General features: G+C 35.0%; 19 protein-coding genes. 12 read left to right on the top strand and 7 right to left on the bottom strand.

From position 1 onward, the window contains the following. Positions 1 to 58: 58 nt before the first annotated feature. Positions 59 to 1,393 (top strand): dihydroorotase, encoded by a 1,335-nt coding sequence (locus tag LV842_RS14455; protein ID WP_233112151.1) that lies wholly within the window; start codon positions 59 to 61, stop codon positions 1,391 to 1,393. A 59-nt stretch (positions 1,394 to 1,452) separates the two neighbouring features. On the opposite strand, the gene LV842_RS14450 is transcribed toward LV842_RS14455, so the two are convergent. Beyond that, a complete protein-coding gene (locus LV842_RS14450; protein WP_233112150.1) occupies positions 1,453 to 2,055 on the bottom strand; it encodes an FMN-dependent NADH-azoreductase in 603 nt (200 codons plus the stop codon). 113 nt (positions 2,056 to 2,168) lie between these two features. On the opposite strand from LV842_RS14450, the gene LV842_RS14445 reads away from it, so the two are divergent. Continuing rightward, a complete protein-coding gene (locus LV842_RS14445; RefSeq protein ID WP_233112149.1) occupies positions 2,169 to 2,558 on the top strand; it encodes a winged helix-turn-helix transcriptional regulator in 390 nt (129 codons plus the stop codon). A gap of 24 nt (positions 2,559 to 2,582) precedes the next feature. Here the strand turns inward: LV842_RS14445 and LV842_RS14440 are convergent, their stop codons facing one another. The 5 genes from LV842_RS14440 to LV842_RS14420 all read right to left on the bottom strand — a co-directional run bounded on the left by LV842_RS14440 (position 2,583) and on the right by LV842_RS14420 (position 9,316). Then, positions 2,583 to 3,479: a helix-turn-helix domain-containing protein gene (locus tag LV842_RS14440; protein WP_233112148.1), complete on the bottom strand. Its 897-nt coding sequence runs from the start codon at positions 3,477 to 3,479 to the stop codon at positions 2,583 to 2,585. A gap of 228 nt (positions 3,480 to 3,707) precedes the next feature. Further along, complete coding sequence (locus tag LV842_RS14435) at positions 3,708 to 4,715, bottom strand: aldo/keto reductase (RefSeq protein ID WP_233112147.1); 1,008 nt, start codon at positions 4,713 to 4,715, stop codon at positions 3,708 to 3,710. A 314-nt stretch (positions 4,716 to 5,029) separates the two neighbouring features. After that, positions 5,030 to 7,327, bottom strand: coding sequence for a GH92 family glycosyl hydrolase (locus LV842_RS14430; RefSeq protein ID WP_233112146.1), 2,298 nt, complete (start codon positions 7,325 to 7,327; stop codon positions 5,030 to 5,032). 44 nt (positions 7,328 to 7,371) lie between these two features. Beyond that, positions 7,372 to 8,052 carry a response regulator transcription factor gene (locus tag LV842_RS14425; protein ID WP_233112145.1) on the bottom strand — a complete coding sequence of 227 codons (681 nt, stop codon included), beginning with the start codon at positions 8,050 to 8,052 and terminating at the stop codon, positions 7,372 to 7,374. A 19-nt stretch (positions 8,053 to 8,071) separates the two neighbouring features. Further along, the gene (locus LV842_RS14420; RefSeq protein ID WP_233112144.1) at positions 8,072 to 9,316 is read right to left on the bottom strand and encodes a sensor histidine kinase; all 1,245 of its coding nucleotides are present in this window, start codon (positions 9,314 to 9,316) and stop codon (positions 8,072 to 8,074) included. A 160-nt stretch (positions 9,317 to 9,476) separates the two neighbouring features. Here LV842_RS14420 and LV842_RS14415 point away from each other — a divergent pair, with 160 nt between their 5' ends. The 10 genes from LV842_RS14415 (at position 9,477) to LV842_RS14370 (ending at position 20,185) form a co-directional block, all read left to right on the top strand. Next, positions 9,477 to 9,890, top strand: a complete 414-nt coding sequence (locus tag LV842_RS14415) for a DUF1573 domain-containing protein (protein WP_233112143.1) — start codon at positions 9,477 to 9,479, stop codon at positions 9,888 to 9,890. Between the two features lie 157 nt (positions 9,891 to 10,047). Beyond that, positions 10,048 to 10,929, top strand: coding sequence for an SDR family oxidoreductase (locus tag LV842_RS14410; RefSeq protein WP_233112142.1), 882 nt, complete (start codon positions 10,048 to 10,050; stop codon positions 10,927 to 10,929). 320 nt (positions 10,930 to 11,249) lie between these two features. After that, a complete protein-coding gene (locus LV842_RS14405; protein ID WP_233112141.1) occupies positions 11,250 to 12,119 on the top strand; it encodes a DUF2589 domain-containing protein in 870 nt (289 codons plus the stop codon). A 14-nt stretch (positions 12,120 to 12,133) separates the two neighbouring features. After that, positions 12,134 to 12,868 (top strand): hypothetical protein, encoded by a 735-nt coding sequence (locus LV842_RS14400; protein ID WP_233112140.1) that lies wholly within the window; start codon positions 12,134 to 12,136, stop codon positions 12,866 to 12,868. Further along, positions 12,868 to 13,446, top strand: coding sequence for a hypothetical protein (locus tag LV842_RS14395; protein WP_233112139.1), 579 nt, complete (start codon positions 12,868 to 12,870; stop codon positions 13,444 to 13,446). The genes LV842_RS14400 and LV842_RS14395 overlap by 1 nt, the downstream gene beginning before the upstream one ends. 11 nt (positions 13,447 to 13,457) lie before the next feature. After that, positions 13,458 to 14,714, top strand: a complete 1,257-nt coding sequence (locus tag LV842_RS14390; protein ID WP_233112138.1) for a S8 family peptidase — start codon at positions 13,458 to 13,460, stop codon at positions 14,712 to 14,714. 3 nt (positions 14,715 to 14,717) lie between these two features. After that, on the top strand, positions 14,718 to 14,921 hold the full coding sequence (locus LV842_RS14385) for a hypothetical protein (protein WP_233112137.1): 204 nt from the start codon (positions 14,718 to 14,720) through the stop codon (positions 14,919 to 14,921). 70 nt (positions 14,922 to 14,991) lie between these two features. Beyond that, on the top strand, positions 14,992 to 17,193 hold the full coding sequence (locus LV842_RS14380; RefSeq protein ID WP_233112136.1) for a M1 family metallopeptidase: 2,202 nt from the start codon (positions 14,992 to 14,994) through the stop codon (positions 17,191 to 17,193). Between the two features lie 132 nt (positions 17,194 to 17,325). Next, positions 17,326 to 18,153 (top strand): endonuclease/exonuclease/phosphatase family protein, encoded by an 828-nt coding sequence (locus tag LV842_RS14375; RefSeq protein WP_233112135.1) that lies wholly within the window; start codon positions 17,326 to 17,328, stop codon positions 18,151 to 18,153. Positions 18,154 to 18,319: 166 nt separating this feature from the next. Beyond that, complete coding sequence (locus tag LV842_RS14370) at positions 18,320 to 20,185, top strand: M1 family metallopeptidase (RefSeq protein ID WP_233112134.1); 1,866 nt, start codon at positions 18,320 to 18,322, stop codon at positions 20,183 to 20,185. Between the two features lie 52 nt (positions 20,186 to 20,237). Here LV842_RS14370 and LV842_RS14365 read toward each other — a convergent pair whose 3' ends face one another. Next, complete coding sequence (locus LV842_RS14365) at positions 20,238 to 21,239, bottom strand: zinc metalloprotease (protein WP_233112133.1); 1,002 nt, start codon at positions 21,237 to 21,239, stop codon at positions 20,238 to 20,240. Positions 21,240 to 21,474: the final 235 nt, after the last annotated feature.

Here is a 21,474-nt window from a genome sequence, read left to right as displayed (position 1 = left end):
AAATCACTTTGGAAAATATTAAATTTGTGCAATCTAAATCTTATATATAAAGTCTCCAATGAAAATTCTTATAAAAAACGCTCAAATCGTTAACGAAGGAAAAGTTGTTACAAGCGATATTCTCGTTGAAAATGATCTGATTTCAAAAATAGATTCCAATATTTCTGAAGAAGCAGACCAGATTATTGATGCATCGGGAAAATATCTTCTACCGGGAGTGATTGATGATCAGGTTCACTTTCGTGAGCCGGGTTTAACCCATAAAGGAGATATTGAAAGCGAATCCAGAGCTGCCATTGCAGGAGGAACGACAAGTTTTATTGAACAGCCGAATACGGTACCGAATGCAGTAACTCAGGAATTACTGGCTGATAAATACGAAATTGCTTCTCAAAAATCTTTTGCCAATTATGGTTTTATGATGGGAGGAACGAATGATAATCTGGAGGAAGTTTTAAAAACAAACCCGAGAAATGTTCCTGGAATCAAATTGTTTCTAGGTTCTTCTACCGGAAATATGTTGGTTGACAATCCTGAAACGTTAGAAAATATCTTCAGTAATACCAAAATGCTGATTGCCGTTCACTGTGAGGATGAAGCTACCATCAGAGCCAATACTCAAAAATATCTGGATGAATATGGCGAAGATATTCCTGTGAAATTCCATCATTTGATCAGAAGTGAGGAAGCTTGTTATAAATCTTCTTCAAAAGCAGTTGAACTAGCAAAAAAAACAGGGGCAAGACTTCATGTTTTTCACCTTTCCACTGCTAAAGAAATGGAACTTTTCAGCAATGATATTCCATTAAAAGATAAAAAAATAACAGCAGAGGTGTGTGTGCATCATTTGACTTTTACGAATGAAGATTACGAAACAAGAGGAGGATTAATCAAGTGGAACCCTGCTGTAAAAACTCAGAAGGATAAAGACGGACTTTGGGAAGCATTGCTTGATGACAGAATTGATGTAATCGCAACGGATCACGCGCCTCATACTTGGGACGAAAAGCAGAATGTGTATACAAAATGTCCTTCCGGAGCACCGTTGGTTCAGCATTCTTTGGTGGTAATGCTTGAAAATTATAAAAATGGGAAAATCTCTTTGGAAAGAATCGTAGAAAAAATGGCTCATAATCCTGCGATTTTATTCAGAATTGAAAAGAGAGGTTTCATCAGAGAAGGATATAAAGCGGATTTGGTATTGGTGGATTTAAATGAAAACTGGACGGTAGAAAAAGACAATATCCTTTATAAATGTGGTTGGAGTCCATTGGAAGGGATGAACCTCCATTCTAAAGTTACCCATACTTTTGTTAACGGAAATCTGGTTTACGAAAACGGGAAAATCAATGAAGAAAAATTCGGAGAGCGTTTGCTTTTTGAAGTGGAATAATAAATAAAAAAGGCTTTTCAAATTTTGGAAAGCCTTTTTTATTCTAACAATTAATGGGTTTAAGCAATTACGATACTTTCAATTCCTTTTGCTAAGGCCGTTTCCTGAAGATGAGGAAGTCCCAACCCTTCTGCACGGAAAACGCTCACATCAGTAATTCCGATGAAGCCAAGAACACTTTTCAGATAAGGAACTACAAAATCATACGATTGATAATCTCCTTCAGAAAAAACAGAACCACTGGCAACAGCGATGTATGCTTTTTTGTTTTTTACCAATCCTTCAAAACCATTTTCAGAATATTGGAAAGTCATTCCGCCACGTGCAATATGGTCGATATAGGCTTTCAAAGCAGACGGGATTCCGAAGTTGTAAATCGGAACAGAAATGACAATAATATCTGATGCAAATAATTGTGCAATCGCATCGTCAGAACGTTTTACGGCTTCATTTTGTTCCGGAGTTCTGTTTTCTGCAGGGATAAACCAGGCATCAACCTGCTCTTCTCCCAAATGGGGAAACGGAGTTTTCAATAAATCCAATGTTGTGATTGTGTGCTCAGGATAAGTTTCCTGTAATTTTTCCTCGATGGCATTTCCCAATGTTCTGCTTGCGGAACTGCTCGTTCTTGAGCTTGAAATAATATGAAGTATATTTTTCATTTTTTTGATGATTAAAATTTCTTCAGCAAAATTATGTACATTTGCTTTTGAAAAGTTAGTAGTGAACAAAAGGTTAGTAGTAACCTTTTGGTTAGTTGTTAAATATAAATGCTATGGAAAATCCAATCAATGCTTCGGTTGAAACTCAAGAAGCTCCTTGTAGAGCCAATTGTAGCGAAAATCTTTCGGCTGTAGAAGATGCAATTTATGTAATTGGAGGAAAGTGGAAACTGAAAATCATTATTGTCTTGCAAGAACTGGGAAATGTCCGCTTTAATGAATTACAGAGAATGATACCCGGAATTTCAGCAAAGGTTTTATCCAACGAATTGAAAGATCTGGAACTGAATGGCTTTGTAAAACGAGTTGTACATGCTGAACAGACTCCTGTTGTGGTAGAGTATATTTCGACGGATTACAGCCGGACTTTGAAAACGGTGATTATGTCACTTTCTGAATGGGGAAGGAAGCATAAAAATAATATCAGAGAAGATGTTTTCTAAAAATAATTCTGTGAGATAATGAATTTAATTAAATGATTGCCTGAATTCCAAAGGTGACATTTGTGTTTTCTTTTTAAAAAGTGTACTGAATGATTGTGAATGTTCAAAACCTAGTTCATAAGCAATTTCGCTCACCGATAATTCCGTTGTAGAAAGCTTTTCTTTTGCTTTACTAATCAGTTTTTCATGAATATGCTGTTGGGTATTTTGTCCGGTATGAACCCTTAAAAGATCACTTAAATAATTGGGGGAAAGGTTCATCGCTTCAGCAATTTGATGAACCGTTAAAAGTCTTTTGCCAGAAGATTCCTTATCAAAGTAATTATTAAGATAGGTTTCAAATTTTGTTAAAAGTTGATGGTTTCCACTTTTTCTGGTGATGAATTGTCTTTCATAAAAACGCTTGGAATAATTCAATAATAATTCAATCTGGGACAAAATAATTTCCTGGGTATGGTGGTCGATATGTTGGCATTCTTTGTCAATTTTATACATGATTTCAAGCAAATCATTTTCTTCATCTTCAGATAAATGTAATGCTTCATTCACTGCGTATGAGAAAAATCCGTATGAAGAAATCGTTTTAGCTAAAGCATGTTTCAGCAGAAAATCTTCGTGAAAGATTAAAAGATACCCCGTATTCTCACAATCCATTGTCTTCAAATCAAGATACTGAACCTGACTGGGAGCTGTAAAGCTTAGTACCCCTTTGTCGTAATCGTAATGCTGCTGTCCGTATTTTATTTTTCCTTTGGCATTCCGTTTTAGAGCCACACAATAATATCTGCTTACAAAACCTTTCCAGATATCATCTTCGATAAAAATACTTTCAGAGAGATTGATAACACTTACCATCGGATGTTTGGGTTCAGGAAGAGAAAGTAATTTGTGAAATACTGAAATAGATTTTATGGTGTTCATTATTGTTAGATTTTTTTATTTTTTGGCGCCTATTTCCGTCTTCCACTCCCGCTTTTTTGCTTTGCAAAAAGAGCTCCGTTCAAGCCGGGGCGTGATGTATAGATAATGGAGTTGTAATGTCATTCTGACGAAGGAAGGATCTTAACACAATAAGATTCTTCACTACATTTCATTTCATTCAGAATGACAACAATTTATATAACCTAAAATATTAATTAAAGTTACAAATTAATAATCCAAAAGTCCCATGCTGAATTCATCATAAGGCGCTCCCGTATCTGTTCCTAAAGGCACAATGTTTTCCAGTTTTTGAAGTTCGGTTTCAGATAATTTAATCTTTGAAGCTTCAATATTTTGTTCCAGATATTTTCTGCGTTTTGTTCCCGGAATAGGCAAGATTCCTTTGCTGATGATCCAAGCTAATGCCAATTGTGATGAGGTAATGTTTTTTTCTTGGGCAAGATTTTCGATGGCTTCTACCAACTCAATGTTTTTATGAAAATAGTGTTCCTGAAAACGCGGAATTCCTCTTCTGAAATCATTTTCCGGCAGATCATTTATGGTCTTGATATTTCCAGATAAAAAACCTCTTCCCAATGGAGAATATGCTACAAAGCCAATACCTAATTCATGCAATGTTTTAATGACTCCTTTCTCTTCAGCTGTTCTTTCAAATAAAGAATATTCGCTTTGCACTGCAGAAATTGGATGAACAGCATGTGCTCTTTTTACGGTTTCAGAAGATACTTCCGACAATCCAATATAACCAATCTTACCTTCTTTTACCAGGTCAGCCATCGCTCCCACAGTTTCTTCAATAGGTGTATTTTTATCAAGACGATGCATATAATAAAGATCAATATAATCTGTCTTTAGATTTTTCAAAGAGCGTTCGATAGATTTTTTTACATAGTCTTTGGTTCCCTTGATTTTCCAGGTTATCTGGTCTTTGTCGTCAATTTCCCAGCCGAATTTTGTAGCAATAATATATTGATCACGACTACCTTCAATAGCTTTTGCAATCAATTGTTCATTTTTGAAAGGACCATACAAATCTGCAGTGTCCAGAAAATTGCCACCCAATTCCAAAGAACGATGAATGGTTGCAATAGCTTCTTGTTCATCAGTTTTACCGTACATATCCAAATCGCCAAAGCCAGTCATTCCCATACATCCCAAACCAATATTAGGAACTATTAAACCTTGATTTCCTAATTTTACCTGATTTAATTTCATATCGTTAAATTTTATTGATACAAAATTCAGCAGAAATTAAAAACCGGATGTATGCAAAACCATGGTTGTCGTATGCAAATTACGGATTGTGTATTTTTCTCTTAATTGTTGTCAGAGAAGATCATCTGCGTAATCAACCAAATCTGCGAGAGATAAAATTATAAATGAAGATTCAGAAAAGTTAATAATAAATCTAAAAACAGAATTATTTATCAAATTCTAAGGGAGATTGATACATAATATTCTCATTCCGTAGGAATCTAGGCAATCCTAATTATTTTGCTTAGATTCCTACGGAATGACAACAAAAGGTTTCATTTTTTTGGTGTAGGACTCATATAAAAACTTAATTTCCCACCATTCATAATATCAGAATGCTTCAAGGTGAAGTTTTTAATTTTCTTTCCATTCAAAAGAATTTTTTGAATATATACATTTTTCGGACTCTGATTAATGGCTTCTATTTCAAAAGTTTTTCCGTTTTCTAAATTCAAAATTGCATGGTCAACATTCGGACTTCCGATAACATAATCTTCAGAACCGGGAGCAACAGGATAAAAACCAAGCGAACTCAAAATATACCAAGCACTCATTTGTCCTGCATCATCATTACCACCCAATCCATCGGGAGTTGCTTTGTATTGCATTTCTAAAATTCTTCGGATCTGTGCCTGAGTTTTCCACGGTTGTCCTGCCCAATTGTAAAGATATGCTACGTGATGTGCCGGTTCATTTCCGTGAACATAGCCACCGATGATTCCCTCTCTTGTAATATCTTCCGTATCTGCAAAAAACTCGTCCGGTAAATGCATTGTGAACAATTCATCCAGTTTTGAAGCAAATTTTTTCTTTCCACCCATCAACTGAATTAATTCATCCGGATTTTGAGGAACGAAGAAAGTGTAATTCCATGAATTTCCTTCTATGAAACCTTGTCCGTGTGTACTTAAAGCATTAAAATCTTTCTTAAAACTTCCATCTGACAAACGAGGACGCATAAATCCTGTTGTTTTATCAAAATTGTTTTTCCAGTTTTCAGAACGTTTAATGAATTGATTATATATTTCAGTTTCGCCCAAATGTTTAGCGAGTTGAGCGATTGCCCAATCATCATATGCATATTCCAGGGTATTGGAAACCGAAGTTCCGCTTTTTTCCGCAGGAATATATCCTAAATCAATATATTGCCCGATTCCTTCGTAGTCTCTTTTGTTGGCAGTTGCAATACAAGCTTTCAGTGCTTCTTTTGCATCACCGTCATAATTTCCTTTAATAATGGCATCTGCAACCACGCTTACACTGTGATAACCGCTCATGCACCAGTTATCATTGGCATAATGCGACCAGATTGGCAACATTTTCATAGAAAATTGATCATAATGAGCCATCATCGATTTCACCATATCGCTGTTTCTTTTGGGTTGAATAATATTAAAGAAAGGATGCAGTGCACGATACGTATCCCAAAGGGAGAAAGTGGTGTAATTTGTAAAACCTTCTGCTTTATGAATATTTTGATCCAACCCTTTGTATTCTCCATTTATGTCATTATAGGTTGTAGGATTGATAAACGTATGATACATTGCGGTATAGAAATTCGTTTTTTCTGTTTCAGAACCTTTAATGACGATTTTATTTAATTCTTTATTCCAATTTTCCTGGGTTTGTGCTTTTATTTGATCAAAAGATAAATTTCCGGTTTCTTTGTTTAAATTTTCGAGAGCATTGGTTTGACTTACGGGTGAAATGGCTAATTTAACTTCAATAGCTTCATTCTCATTGGTATCAAAGTCAAAATACATTTTCAAATTTTTTCCTGCGATCTCAGGAAAGTTTTTTGTCTGGTCAAATTTTCTCCAAAAACCGTTGTAAACCTGTTTCCCGTCATAGTTTTTCTGACCGTAAGATTTAAATGGCTTTGAAAATTTCATAGCGAAATAAACCGTTCTTGTTCGCGCCCAACCGTTGGTTTGTCGATAACCGGTAATGGTATTTCCGTTTTCTACACGAACATAGGTCCAGACGTTTTTCCCATCGTAATTGTAAATTCCTGCCATCAAATCTAAAATAATATGTGTTTGATCAGACTTCGGAAACGTATAGCGATGAACTCCAACTCTTGTAGTTGCTGTTAGTTCTGCTAAAATATTAGAATCATCCAGTTTTACTTTGTAATATCCTGCTTCTGCGGTTTCGTTCTGATGTGAAAATCTGCTTCTGTAACCTTTTTCAGGATTGGTTGCTGTTCCCGGATTCAATTGTAATTTTCCAACAGTTGGCATTATTAAAAAATCTCCCAAATCAGAATGTCCGGTTCCACTAAAATGAGTAGAACTAAATCCTACGATGGTTTTATCTTCATAGCGATAGCCTGCACAATATTTGTAGACTTCACCATTATATTTTCCGTTCAGTTCGTAAGAAATAGTATCTGTTTCGGGACTCAGTTGAACAGCTCCAAATGGAGCGGTTGCGCCGGGATAGGTATGTCCCATTTTTTCGGTCCCGATCAAAGGATTTACATATTGATAAAGTCTTTCAAATGTTTGGGCTTTACCATATAAACTAAAAAACAAGAGAAATAGAAAAATAGGAGTTCCTGATCTTTTCATGTATGAATATTTTTCGAAGAGTAAATGTAGAGAAAACTCATGGATTATTTTTCCGAGAAACGGAAACCAATTCCATGTAAGTTTTCGATGATGATATTTTGATCGTCTGCAAATACTTTTCGTAATCTTGAGATAAAAACATCCAGGCTTCGCCCCATAAAATAATCGTCATCGCCCCAAACAGCCTTCAAAATATCTTGTCTTTTCAACACCGTATTTTTATTACGGATGAAATATAGAAGCAGTTCAGATTCTCTTTGGGTAAGGGTGATCGTATTTTCCTGATCCTGTAAAGTATAATTCTTCGGGTCAAAATTGTATTTTCCGATTTGGTATTTTTGTGGCGAAGATTCTGTTTTTTTTGAACGTTTCAGGAAAACTTCAATTTTTAAAATGAGTTCTTCAATACTGAAAGGTTTTACGAGATAATCATCTGCACCAATTTTCAATCCTTTAATTCTATCTTCCTTTAAAGCTTTTGCCGAAATAAAAATGATCGGGATTTCAGCGTTTTTTTCACGAATATGCTGTGCGACTTCAAAACCGTTCATTTCAGGCATCATGATATCCAAAAGACAAATGTCAAAACTTTCATTATTAAATGCTTCAAACGCAGATTTTCCGTCTGCATAACAGGAAATATCATAATAACTTTCCAGACTGTCCTGAATCAGAAAAGCTATAGTTTTATCGTCTTCTGCGTATAGAATTTTAGATTTTCCCATGAATTGCACATTAATTGGTTTAAAAAGGTAAAAACAGGGTAATGGTAATTCCTTGATCCTGATTATTTTCAACTGAAATCTTCCAGTTATGTTGCTGGACAATCTTTTTTACATAAAATAATCCTAGCCCAAAACCATTCACTTCATCACTTTTCTTTGTGTTTACCCTGTAAAATTTATCAAAAATATGAGGAAGGTTTTTAGCCGGAATTCCCATTCCATTGTCTTTAAACTTTAAATATAAACCTTTTGAATCTTTATTTGAAGAAATTGTGATGTTGGGCTCGGTTTCACAATATTTAATGGAATTATCTAAAATGTTGTAAATGATGTTGGTAAAGTGAAATTCGTCTGCAATGACCGAAATAGTACTGTCAATGTTTATTTCAATGGATAAATTCTCATTCTTTTGCTTTATGGTGTCCACAATTTCCTGAATAAAAGAGAGTAAAATTATTCTTTGAGGTTTTAAAGACAACCCGGAAGCATCATTTTTGGCAATATTCAGTATTTTTTCGATGTGATTATTAAGTTTATGACTTTGATCGGTGATAATGGAAGTATAAGTCTGCAGCTTAGGATTTTCTTTTACCAAATCCTGTTTTGTTAATGCTTCGGAAGCCAGAAGTATGGATGAAAGGGGAGTTTTGAACTCATGGGTCATATTATTGATAAAATCCCTTTGCAGTTCAGAGAATTTTTTTTGCTGAATAATGGTGTAAATTGAGTAGACATACACCAAAAGGATAATAATTAGGGCAAAAGTAAGCAAATACCAAAAACGTAATGAACTGATCAAATACGTTGTCTTATCAGGAAAACGAATTGAAAAATAATAGACCAAATTCTTATGTTTTGGAAATTGTATTTTAGTATTGGGACTTTCCTGATTTTTGGATATATATTTTCCATAGATCATTTTATCGCTATGGCAATTATATAAAGCGTAAACGTAATTGGTATTGATTTGAAAACGTGTGAATTCTGTTTTTAAATAATGTTCCAAAACTGCAGGATGAAATTCATTATTAATATTAACCACATAATAATCATTGGATATATTCTGCACAGGATTTTCCGTGAAAGAAGTTTTTCCTCCGGACAGCTTTTCCGCAACTTCAAGCAGAGCAATGTTTACTTTTTGATTAAATTTTTGATTTTCGAGATTATAAGCTTGTCGGGTCCATAAAAGCTGCGCTATCAAAATTCCGATAATAGCAATAAACCCGAGAGTGATAATAATATTAAGTCTTTTTATTTCCATTTGCAGAAACAATATTATCCAAAAATATCTATTAATTTTTTATCATTAACAACTTATTAACAAATGTTTGATAGCGGTTAACAAGTCATATTCATATTCAGCTTACATTTGCTGTAACAAAAATAAAAATCGGTTATTTTAACTATTAAAATTTATACTCATGAAAAATTTAAAAATCACAGCACTTTTAGCAGTTTTGGCATTTTCTCCATTTTATGCAAATGTACTTCCTACGGATAATTCTCCTGTAGTAAGAGTACTTGCAGACGCCATTAAATGGAAATCTGAATCAATTGAAGTAGGAAATATTCCTCAAGGTAAACCAAAAGTAATCAGATTTGAATTTACCAATACATCAAACAAGCCTATCGTTATCGAAAATGTAGCGCCGTCATGTGGTTGTACAACAGCAGATTATACAAAAACTCCGATCCTTCCGGGGAAAAAAGGATTTGTAGAAGCTAGCTATAATGCTGCAACTGCAGGTCCGTTCATGAAAACAGTGAACGTTACAACTAGCGACAGCAAAACTCCAAAAACACTTACATTTAAAGGAACAGTTGTTGCTTCTTAATTAATTTAATCTTGTTCAATATAGAAATAGCCTGACGAATTATTTGTCAGGCTGTTTTTTTGATAGTATGTAAAATAATTATTTGTAGCATTATTTCTTAGTCTATTTTAAAGGATTACGTTTCAATATTTATTATTTTTAAGAAAAAATAAAACGTATGAATCTTTATACACAACCTATGTTGCGTGAGGACGCACTAAAAGATAAAGTAGCGATTGTTACAGGAGGAGGAAGCGGCCTTGGAAAAGCAATGACCAAATATTTCCTTCAGCTAGGTGCGAAAGTGGTGATCACTTCCAGAAATATTGAAAAATTACAAGGAACTGCAAAAGAATTAGAAGAAGAAACGGGTGGAAAAGTTCTTTGTGTTGCCTGTGATGTGAGAAACTGGGAGGAAGTGGAAGCTATGAAGGAAGCTACTTTAAAAGAATTTGGAAAAATTGATATTTTATTAAATAACGCGGCAGGAAATTTCATTTCGCCAACAGAAAGACTAACGCACTCAGCATTCGATTCTATTTTAGATATTGTATTGAAGGGAACAAAAAACTGTACACTATCCATTGGAAAACACTGGATTGATTCTAAAACTCCGGGAACAGTTCTAAATATCGTGACTACTTATTCTTGGACGGGTTCTGCATATGTTGTTCCATCGGCATGTGCAAAAGCAGGAGTTTTAGCGATGACAAGATCTTTAGCGGTTGAATGGGCAAAGTATGGAATCCGTTTCAATGCTATTGCTCCGGGACCTTTCCCTACCAAAGGAGCTTGGGACAGATTGCTTCCGGGAGATTTGCAGGAAAAATTTGATATGAGAAAGAAAGTTCCACTGAGAAGAGTAGGTGAACATCAGGAATTGGCTAATCTTGCAGCGTATCTGGTTTCCGATTATTCCGCGTACATGAATGGTGAAGTAGTAACCATTGATGGAGGTGAATGGTTGCAAGGAGCCGGTGAATTTAATATGCTGGAAGATATTCCGCAGGAAATGTGGGATGCGTTGGAAGCAATGATTAAAGCTAAAAAATCGAATTAATTTATTTTGAATATTTAAAGAATTCAATACGCATTTTTCATTCTGATCTGAACGAAGTGGAGTGAAGAATTTCTATTAAAAAAGTATAGATTCTTCCTTCGTCAGAATGACAAATTGATTGAAAAATATAATAATGAGTTTAGTTTAAAATTTATAAAACCCTTTAAACAAAGCAAAAAATAGATTCTCATCGGGGAATCTACTTTTTTTTATTTGGTGGTTTTACGGTTTGATTTTTAGGTGATTTACTGAGATCGTTCACTTCAAAGCGACATAAATTTGCAGTACAAAATTTTAATAACCAAAACAAACCAAAAAACATGGAAACATTAAAGTCGGTGTTGGAAGCAAACTACACCAAGAAAACAAAAAATGAATTAATTGACCTTTTAATGGGTTTAGAAAAATCATTAACACCTGCAGTTTACGAAAAAGTTTCAGGAATTGAAACGTCTGAATTGGCTGGTCTTTCAAACAAAGAATTATTAAGCATCATCGATGATTTTAAGAAAAACTACGACGAAAAGTGGGAAAAATCTTTCGCAAATGTATCTACGGATGTCTTGAAAATGATCGCAGGCAGAATGGCTGCAGACGATCAGGTTTTCAAAACTTCGGGAGCAGAAAGCGCAGACTTCGCTGCAGAGTTGGGAAGTATCGATTTCGCGAAAATCATTGGAGGACCGCTTAATGCTTGTGTTACAGCTCAGTCAAACGCTTCGATCAGTACAGTAAATTTCATCAAGGAAGTTGGTTTCGAAAAAGACGGAGATGATGACAAACTTCGTATGGCGGAATTCAAGTACAAAAAAAACGTACCCAATCCGAATTACAAAAACGAAACAGATACTCCGGACGAAGAGCCAACAATGGAACAGGAGGTTGAAATTTCAGTTCCTTTTATCGCATTGTTGAACGTTCCGAGCTTTAGAATCGAAACTTGTGAGGTTGATTTTAACGTAAAATTAAATTCAACATACACAAAAGACGTAAGCGATGAATTCGGGATCAAAGCGGGAGCTTCAGGAGGTTTCGGACCAGTGAAATTCAATGTGGATGTTTCTTACAAGAGAACTTCAAGCACAGGAATTAAAGTGGAAAAAGAATATTCTCTTGGAGTGAAAGTGAAGGCTACCAACGACGAAATGCCTGCAGGATTGGAAAAAGTTCTTGGATTACTTGCTCAATAAGACTTTTACGAGTAATGATTAAGTTATCAGATTACCTGGATTATCTCAATAACGAGATAATTCAGGCTCGTAAAAAAGCAGACGAAAATGCAGTCATGATTGCAAAAGAGTATGCTCAACACGAGTATTTAAAATATTTTAAAGTTCCAAGATATTCGCTTCCAAGCGTTAAAATGGATATCCCCATCAAAATCACAGATATTGATTCTGATGCGGACAGGAATTTTATATTAAATGAAACCAAATTTGTTCAGGATGTGAATGAAAGAATTTTGTTGATCAATAAAGAAAAGCAATTCAATATTCAGCCGATTTCGACCAAAAATATTCTGACAGAAGACTTTAAAGTGATCTTAAATTATGTAAGAGGGGGAGTTCCACTAAGCAGACTTGTGAAAACAGAAACAACGATACAGACTCCGAAGACCAAAACTCCGCCAACAAGAGCCATTGTTGCAGACCCAAAAACTCCATCAATTCCTAGATTGCCCATTGAAAGACCAATCGAAGGAACTTCTACAGAAGCCGAATCTGAAGCGTTGAGAACAATTTACACGGATGTTTTGAACAAATACAGTTTAATGAATTCAAAATTAAACAACATTTACATCGATCCAAACACCAATTCTGCTGAAGATAAGGATAAATTATTCATTAATCTTCATGTGGAAATGGAAGAGGAAGGCATCAGAATCGTCTCTTATACCGATAAAGACGGAAAAACTGTCGAACAGATAACTTTTGAATAATGCAGGAACTCGTTCATCATACGATACAGAAAATTCAGGAATTGCTTGAACATTTTAATAAAGTTCAGGAGCTTTATCTGTTGAAATCCTTTGATTTTGATGGACGGTTTGAAGCATTTCTCAACGAATTTTTAGAATATTTAAGAACAAAAGGAAATGCCACCTACGAGTCTGAAGTCTTGAAGGTTATGAATATGATTGCCACGGTAAAAAGAGGTTTCAATCCTGTTCAGATGGAAAAAATTACGTCTGGAAAGCGTGAAACTCTTTCGGGATTTTCATTTAACGGAATGGAAACCATTCACGGATTTTTGATGGAAATGTATGCAAAAGAAAAAAAGAAGCTGGACGAAGCTGAAGAATTGCTTTCCGGATTGATGATCTCATTGTATCAAAACAGTGTTTTGGATGATGATAAAGTAAAAGACCTGAATTCTATACCTAAAATTGAAGTATTCTGGAATTCTTTAGTCAATCATAATACGCAAATCTCCGGAATTAATAAAAAACTAAGACTAAGTATGATTTCGGAAGATATTTTCTTATTGCTTGAAAAAGTTCTTCTGAAATTAATCTAAAACTGACTGCCATGGAAAAAGAAAGATACATTGTTGTTCTTGAAGATCAACAGAAAAGTTCCCTCAGAAAAGTGGAGCGCGAATTTGATGTTACCATCACCTCATCAGAATTTCTTTCATCGGAAAACCGTTCTTACGAAGTAATCGATAATGACAACGGGGTTTTATATAAAAATTTAGGGGTTCTTGTTGTCGAAAATATGGATGAAGAACAACTGAAAAGTGCCGTAAAAAACGATTCGAACCCGATCGTTTATTTTGAAAAAGAAAGAGAATTTTTTTCAGCCGATGAATTTTCGATCATTAATGAATTGAAAAAACAGTCAACAGATTTGGCGAATAAAATTACCGAGCTGGAAAAATATATCATAAATAAACCTCTGCCGCAAAAACCTTTGGTAGAAATGGAGTGGGGCTTGAAAGCCCTTGGTCTTGGAAATTCCCTGTATACCGGAAAAGGGATTGATATCTGTATTTTGGATACCGGTCTGGACTTGTCTCATCCTGATTTTTCAGGCAGAGAAATTGAAGGTAAATCTTTCATCGCCGGAGAAGACTGGAATCGCGATCCGAACGGCCACGGAACGCATTGTTCAGGAATTGCAACTGGAAATATCAGACTCGATAACGGAAAACGCTACGGAATTGCAAAAGAGGCTAATTTAAAAATAGCAAAAGTCCTTTCCGATGCAGGAAAAGGAACAACAAGCAGTGTAATTGATGCGATTGATTGGGCAATTACTAAAAAATTCAGGATTTTATCCCTGTCATTAGCTTCTGCGGTAAAATTAAATGATAAGCCTTCGCTACTTTTTGAAACGGTCGGAGCAAAAGCTTTGGAGAATAATTGTGTCATTATCGCAGCTGCAGGAAATGACAGCAGCCGACCTTCGATGCCTTTACCGGTTTCATCTCCGGCAAATGCAGTTTCCATTATGGCAGTCGGAGCCATCGACGGACAAATGAAAATTGCCAAATTTTCCAATGCAGGACTGAATCCTTCTACGGGAGGAAATGTGAATATTTGCGCTCCGGGTGTTGATATCGTCAGTTCTTATCCTAAAAATTCGAAAAATAAAAGCGGCAATTATTACGCAATGAGCGGAACAAGTATGGCAACACCGCACGTTTCGGGACTTGTTGCATTATACATGGAACAGTTTCCCGAAAAATCGGCAAAAGAAATATGGGAGTTAATAGAAACTAAAGCAAAACCGATTGACGGTTTGAAATACAGAGACATCGGAAACGGATTAATACAGGCATAAAAGATGAAAACTTATTTAGCTGTTCTTAAAAAAGAGATTAATAGTAAGGATCTGGAAGCAGAACTTAAAAAGAAAAATATAAAATGGGTGGCTCACTATAAAACAATAGGAGTAGTAAAATTAGAAAGTGAAAAGCCGGTTTCCCAAAAAGATTTTGAAGAATATTTTCTCTCGATAGAGGAGGATAAAGAAAATTTAACAATATAATTTGTCAATAAGACTTTTCTATTCGGAGAAGTCTTATTTTTGTTTAATTTGTTAATTAAAAAGAATTAATATGAATTTTAAAATTCCAAATCTTGTTTCTGCTGTAGCTGTGGTGCTTTTTTCACAATCGGCATTTGCTCAGGAATCTCCTAAATATGATTATGTAGAAGCCTTTAAACCATTTTTTTATCCGCAAACCGGTACTTCAACCAGATCTGCAAGTGGACAACCGGGACATGCTTATTGGCAAAATTCGGCTGATTATCATCTGAATGTAAGTCTTGATGAGGCTAAAAATGAAATCGCGGGAACAGCGGAAATTACATATACTAATAATAGTCCGGACAGAATGGGTTTTCTATGGCTGCAACTGGATCAGAATTTATTTGAAAAAAACTCCAGAGGAAATGCTGTTGTTCCGATGTCAGGAAGCAGAAACGGAGCTCATGGTGAGGAGTTTGAAGGCGGATATAAGATAAAATCTGTAAAATATAATGGTAAAGAGGTAAAATATACGATTACCGATACCAGAATGCAGATCGATCTTCCGGAAGAGCTTAAATCTAACGGAGGTGTTGCGAAAATAAAAGTGGAATATTCATTCCTTTCCCCGAAATACGGATCAGACAGAATGGGAATTCAGGATACCAAGAACGGAAAAATATTCACCATGGCTCAATGGTATCCGAGAATGTGTGTATATGATGATGTGCTGGGATGGAATGCAATGCCTTATTTAGGAGCATCTGAATTCTATCTGGAATACGGAAATATTACAGCCAATATAACCGTTCCTGCAAATCAATATGTAGTCGCTTCAGGAGAGCTTTTGAATGCAAAGGAAGTGTATACAAAGGAACAGAATAAAAGATGGGAGGAAGCAAAAAATAGTGATAAAACGATTGTTATTCGTTCGGAATCTGAACTGGGGAAAAATGAATCGACAGGAACGAAAACATGGAAATTTAAGATCAATCAGGCAAGAGACTTCGCTTGGGCGTCTTCGGCTGCTTTCATTTTGGATGCAGCAAAAATTAACCTCCCTAGTGGTAAAAAATCATTGGCAATCTCAGCTTATCCTGCAGAAAGTGCTGGAGAAAAAGCATGGGGAAGATCAACAGAATATACGAAAGCTGCAATTGAGCACTATTCGGCAAAATGGTACGAATATACTTATCCTGCTGCTACCAATGTTGCAGGAAATGAAGGCGGGATGGAATATCCGGGAATTGTTTTCTGTCATATGGATTCTAAAGGAGAAAGTCTTTGGGGAGTTACTGATCATGAATTTGGACACAACTGGTTCCCGATGATTGTAGGTTCTAATGAGAGACTATTTGCATGGATGGATGAAGGTTTTAATACTTTTATTAATGAACTTTCAACAGAAGCTTTTAATAAAGGTGAGTATTATGAGAAGAAAAATGTTGCTCAGATGGGAGGTTTCCTGATGAGTGATAATTTTGAACCGATTATGGTGGGGCCGGACAATATGAAAGAAAATAGTATTGGTATTTTGGCTTATTATAAACCGGGGCTTGGATTAGGAGTACTAAGAGATGCTATTTTAGGACCAGAGAAATTTGATAAGGCATTTAGAACATACATTGATCGTTGGGCTTTTAAACATCCTACACCTTGGGATTTTTTCCATACAATGGAAAATGTTTCGGGGGAAGAGCTTAATTGGTTCTGGAGAGGTTGGTTTATCAATAAATGGAAGATCGATCAGTCTGTAAAAACTGTGAAATATGTAAACGGAGACTTTAAAAACGGAGCACAAATTACTGTTGAAAATCTTGGACAGTTGCCTATGCCGACGACAGTTCAGGTGAAATTCAAAGATGGAACCGAACAAATCGTAAAATTGCCGATCGAAGTTTGGAAAAGAAATAAGGAATGGACCTTTAAAATTAATTCAACGAAAGAAATTTCATTGGTAAAATTAGATCCTAACTCACAAATTCCTGATGTTAATTCTAAAAATAACAGTTGGAATGGCTCTGATGCTGCACCTGTTGAAAAAATAAATATCAAAGACTTCACGGGTACATTCGGAAGTAAAGACATCCCTTTGAAGCTTACTTTTACGGAGAAAAACAATCAACTTTTCGGACAGGCGGCCGGTCAGCAGGAATTCGCTCTTGAATATGCAGGGAATAATACTTTTACTTTTGATCAGGCAGAAATTTCAATGACCTATAGTCAGGATAAGAAGATGATTACTTTCAAACAGGGTTCAAAAGAATTTAAATTTACTAAAGAAAAATAATTATAATAGCTAAGCTCCGGAAAAACTTTCCGGAGTTTTTTATTTCTGAACATCACTCGTAGAATAAATCAAAATCATTGCTTCTTTATGAAACATATGTTTTATTTTTGTTTAACTTTTTAATTAAGAATAATGAAGTTTAAATTTTCAGGACTATTTGTATTGCTTTTTATCCTCAACTTTTCTCAGGATTTTAAAGTAATGAGTTTCAACATCAGACTTCAGGTAGAATCGGATAAAGATAATGCCTGGACACAGAGAAAACAGGATGCAATAGACTTATTAAGTTATTATCATCCGGATTATTTCGGAGTGCAGGAAGCACTTCCGGAACAGATGAAAGACATTAAGAACGGATTAAAAAACTATAATTATGTAGGGGTTGGAAGAGATGATGGTAAGGAAAAGGGAGAATTTTCAGCTATTTTTTATGATACGAACAGACTTCAAGTGTTAAATTCCGGAACTTTCTGGTTATCTGAAACTCCTGAAAAGCCTTCAAAAGGTTGGGATGCAGCGTACAACAGAGTTTGTACCTATGCTGTTTTTAAAGATAAGAAGTCTAAAAAAGAATTTATGGCACTTAATCTACATTTTGATCACGTAGGAAATGTAGCGCGAGTGAAATCTGCAGATTTAATTTTAAAGAAGATTAAGGAAATTAATCCTAAAAACTTACCGGTAACATTAAGCGGAGATTTTAATCTGACAGATGATTCGGAACCGATTAAAATTCTTTCTCAAAATTTAACAGACACTTTCTATCACTCAGAAACCAAACATTATGGTCCTGTAGGAACATTTACGGCATTCAATGTGAATGAAGTCCCCAAAGACAGGATAGATTATATCTTCGTAAAAGGATTCAAGGTGAAATCTCATAGACATATTAATGACAGAAGAGAGAATCTCCTATATCCGTCGGATCATTTTCCGGTGTTGGTAGATCTTTCCTTTTAAATTAAAGATTAACAGGGAAATTAACTTAAAATCCAATTTCGTATCAGAGTTGGATTTTTTTGAACTGTAAACTGTAAAAACAACCCCAAATCTAAATTTTGCGATGAAAGAACCTGCTTTTGTCTATTACATTTTTCATAATTTTGATGTATCTAAAATAAGAGATATGAAGAGATTTCTTTCCGGCTTACTAATGATCATTTCATTGCAACAGATCTCCGCTCAGGAGCTCTATATGCCAAGAAATATAAAGAAGGCATATGAAAACGGAACCAGAAGTGTATCGGGAGCACCAGGAAAAAACTATTGGCAGAATAAAGGAATTTATAATGTTGAGGTAAAAGTAGATGCCGGAACAAAAACAGTTTCCGGAAAAGAAACTATTATTTACAGTAATAATAGTCCGAATGATTTGGTTGAGTTGGCAATACGATTTGTGAATAATTTACATAAACCTCAATCGCCAAGATCAGGATTTGTTTCTAAAGATTTTTTATCATCAGGTTTAGAAATTAAATCATTTATTGTAGATGGTGAAAAATATGAGATCAATAGTGATGACTGGGGAACGGTAGAAAAAGTAAAACTGAATTCTGTTTTAAAATCTAAGTCGAAAGCTGAAATTAAAATAGAGTGGGAATATCCCCTTTCTGTTCAGAGTGGAAGAGAAGGGCAAATTGATCCTGAAACGTTTTATGTAGCTTATTCTTTCCCTAGAATTTCAGTATATGATAATTACAATGGTTGGGATATGCTTCCGCACTCAGACAGACAGGAGTTTTATAATGATTTTAATGATTATTCTTTTGCGATCACTGCACCTAAAAACTATGTGGTATGGGCAACCGGAGATTTTTTAAATCCTGAAGCCGTTCTTCAGCCTGAATATCTGAAAAGATACAAAGCTTCTTTAAAAAGTGATAAGGTAGTAAATATTGCTACGGAACAGGAAATGAGGTCCGGGAAAGCCACTAAACAAAACAAATGGAATGTGTGGAAGTTTAAAGCCAATCATATCACGGATTTTTGTTTTGCCTTAAGTAAACATTATGTTTGGGATGCAGCAAGTGTACAATTGAAAACAAAAAGAGTAAGTGTTCAGGCCGGGTATAAAACCGGAGCAAAAGACTTTGAGCATTATGTAGATTGGATGGGGTATAATCTGGATTGGTTTTCAAAAAACTGGCCGGGAGTTGAATATCCATATAATGTGATGACAGCCATTCAGGGATACGCCGATATGGAATATCCTATGATGATTAATGATACAAGTATTCCGGATGATCTTCAGGATGCAAGATTAACGGCAGATCACGAAATTGCACATACTTATTTCCCTTTTTATATGGGAATTAACGAAACGCGTTATGCTTTTATGGATGAAGGTTGGGCAACCACTTTGGAATATCTGATTGGAATCGATGAGAACGGAGAAACAGCGGCAAAAGAATTCTATAAAAATTTCCGGGTAAAAAGATGGATTAATGATCCTTCTTCAGAACAGGATCAGCCTATTATTACCATGAGTACTCAGGTAAGTGGAGCAGGTTATGGAAATAATTCTTATGTAAAATCTTCTTTATCTTATTTAGCCTTAAAAGATTATTTAGGAGATGAGCTGTTTAAAAAAGCACTTCACCATTATATGGATAACTGGAATGGAAAACATCCGATTCCATGGGATTATTTTAATTCAATGAATACGGCTTCTGGTAAGAATTTAAACTGGTTTTTTAATAATTGGTTCTATACCAATAACTATATTGATTTAAAAATAGATGCTACGGCCCAGCAAAATAATCTGCTTTCCATTAGTATTGCTAATGTAGGTGGTTTTGCCATTCCTTTTGATGCAAAAATTAATTATGAGGATGGAGCAACAGAAGCTATTCACTTTTCGCCCTCCGTTTGGGAAAAAGATCAGACAAAGACGGTTCTTACAATCCCTACCAAGAAAAAAGTAAAATCGATATATTTGGATGGGGGTCTTTTTATGGACTATACCCCGGAAAATAATTCGAAAAACCTATAAAAAATAAGCCTGAGAATTTTCTCAGGCTTATTTTTTAGTATCAAGGTTAATTTTAATATACTCTTAATCCAGCTCTCGCACCGGATGAAGCAACTACAGATTGCATTCTTGTTTTCTGTCCTCCTGAGAACATAAACATGGCAGCATCATCTACATAATCCATATAGTTCATGAACATTACAGATCTTTTTACACCTGTGCAGGTGTTATAAAGAGGGTAGGTTGGTTTTCCATAATTAGCCGTTGTTTGTGTAGGAGTGTCTGCTACCAAATCATTTCCACAATTCGCATCTCCCCAAATATGTCTTAAGTTCAGGTAATGTCCTACTTCATGAGTTGCTGTTCTGCCTAGATTAAAAGGAGAAGAAGCACCTGTTTTTCCAAAGAAAGGGGCAGCAATCACTACACCGTCATTCCATAAACCGGCAGATTCCGGGAAGGTTGCATATCCTAAAATAGTACTTCCCTGGCTGGTCATTTTACCTACCACCCACATATTAAGATAATTGGTAGGATTTGTTGCGTCAATTCCTCCCGTAGAAGCTTTTTTCATAGCGTCATTGGTTCTCCAGCTTTTAGTGTTGGTTTTTTTTCTGATGGTATTTACTAATCTGAATTTAACTTTAGTATCACCGGAACTTACTGTCTGAAACTCAGTAGGAATTTTATTAATATCACTATTTGTAGCTGTATAATCTGAATTCAGTACTGCAATTTGCTCTGCAATTCTTGCATCTGAAACATTTTCTGCTGTGGTATTATAGAGTACATTTACAACGACAGGAATTTCTACTGTTCCGTCAGCAAGTACTTTTCCTAATTTTAAATCATTAGCAAATTTTTCTGTATTGGCTTCCAAAGTCGCAAATTTCTGTCTTAGCTCAGGGCTGTTTTTTAAAGCTTCCTGTCTTATTTCTTCCGATGGACAGCCTCTTTTTACTAAATTAGAAGATTCTGTGCCATTGGATAAATCTTCAGATTGATTGGTAATATTATCACTATTACAAGATGATATAGATCCTAAAACTAGGATACTCAATAATAATTTTTTCATAACCATTATCTTTAAAATTTGTTTAAGTGAATTTAGAATATTTGAAATTGATATGCAATAATAATTTTAAATATATGGTGTTGGTTTTTTAATTATTGTGATTTAAAATTATGTTATTTTTATTAATTTTGTATTTCTGTTGGTTTTATGGTTTTTTAAATTTGCGAAATAAACATTAAAAAAACCTTCCTCTAAAAATAGAGAAAGGCTTCCTTGAGTTAAATATATAATTGAA

This window comes from Chryseobacterium gwangjuense, assembly GCF_021311115.1.
GTDB lineage: Bacteria > Bacteroidota > Bacteroidia > Flavobacteriales > Weeksellaceae > Chryseobacterium > Chryseobacterium gwangjuense.
The sequence above is the reverse complement of the archived record's forward strand: the minus strand, read 5'-3'. Positions and strand labels throughout refer to the sequence as shown.

Coding starts and splice junctions, on each gene's coding strand:
- LV842_RS14395 (WP_233112139.1), top strand. CDS start 12,868: ATGCAGGAACTCGTTCATCATACGATACAGAAAATTCAGGAATTGCTT.
- LV842_RS14440 (WP_233112148.1), bottom strand. CDS start 3,479: ATGAACACCATAAAATCTATTTCAGTATTTCACAAATTACTTTCTCTT.
- LV842_RS14385 (WP_233112137.1), top strand. CDS start 14,718: ATGAAAACTTATTTAGCTGTTCTTAAAAAAGAGATTAATAGTAAGGAT.
- LV842_RS14435 (WP_233112147.1), bottom strand. CDS start 4,715: ATGAAATTAAATCAGGTAAAATTAGGAAATCAAGGTTTAATAGTTCCT.
- LV842_RS14420 (WP_233112144.1), bottom strand. CDS start 9,316: ATGGAAATAAAAAGACTTAATATTATTATCACTCTCGGGTTTATTGCT.
- LV842_RS14445 (WP_233112149.1), top strand. CDS start 2,169: ATGGAAAATCCAATCAATGCTTCGGTTGAAACTCAAGAAGCTCCTTGT.
- LV842_RS14370 (WP_233112134.1), top strand. CDS start 18,320: ATGAAGAGATTTCTTTCCGGCTTACTAATGATCATTTCATTGCAACAG.
- LV842_RS14415 (WP_233112143.1), top strand. CDS start 9,477: ATGAAAAATTTAAAAATCACAGCACTTTTAGCAGTTTTGGCATTTTCT.
- LV842_RS14430 (WP_233112146.1), bottom strand. CDS start 7,327: ATGAAAAGATCAGGAACTCCTATTTTTCTATTTCTCTTGTTTTTTAGT.
- LV842_RS14405 (WP_233112141.1), top strand. CDS start 11,250: ATGGAAACATTAAAGTCGGTGTTGGAAGCAAACTACACCAAGAAAACA.
- LV842_RS14400 (WP_233112140.1), top strand. CDS start 12,134: ATGATTAAGTTATCAGATTACCTGGATTATCTCAATAACGAGATAATT.
- LV842_RS14375 (WP_233112135.1), top strand. CDS start 17,326: ATGAAGTTTAAATTTTCAGGACTATTTGTATTGCTTTTTATCCTCAAC.
- LV842_RS14380 (WP_233112136.1), top strand. CDS start 14,992: ATGAATTTTAAAATTCCAAATCTTGTTTCTGCTGTAGCTGTGGTGCTT.
- LV842_RS14390 (WP_233112138.1), top strand. CDS start 13,458: ATGGAAAAAGAAAGATACATTGTTGTTCTTGAAGATCAACAGAAAAGT.
- LV842_RS14410 (WP_233112142.1), top strand. CDS start 10,048: ATGAATCTTTATACACAACCTATGTTGCGTGAGGACGCACTAAAAGAT.
- LV842_RS14365 (WP_233112133.1), bottom strand. CDS start 21,239: ATGAAAAAATTATTATTGAGTATCCTAGTTTTAGGATCTATATCATCT.
- LV842_RS14425 (WP_233112145.1), bottom strand. CDS start 8,052: ATGGGAAAATCTAAAATTCTATACGCAGAAGACGATAAAACTATAGCT.
- LV842_RS14450 (WP_233112150.1), bottom strand. CDS start 2,055: ATGAAAAATATACTTCATATTATTTCAAGCTCAAGAACGAGCAGTTCC.
- LV842_RS14455 (WP_233112151.1), top strand. CDS start 59: ATGAAAATTCTTATAAAAAACGCTCAAATCGTTAACGAAGGAAAAGTT.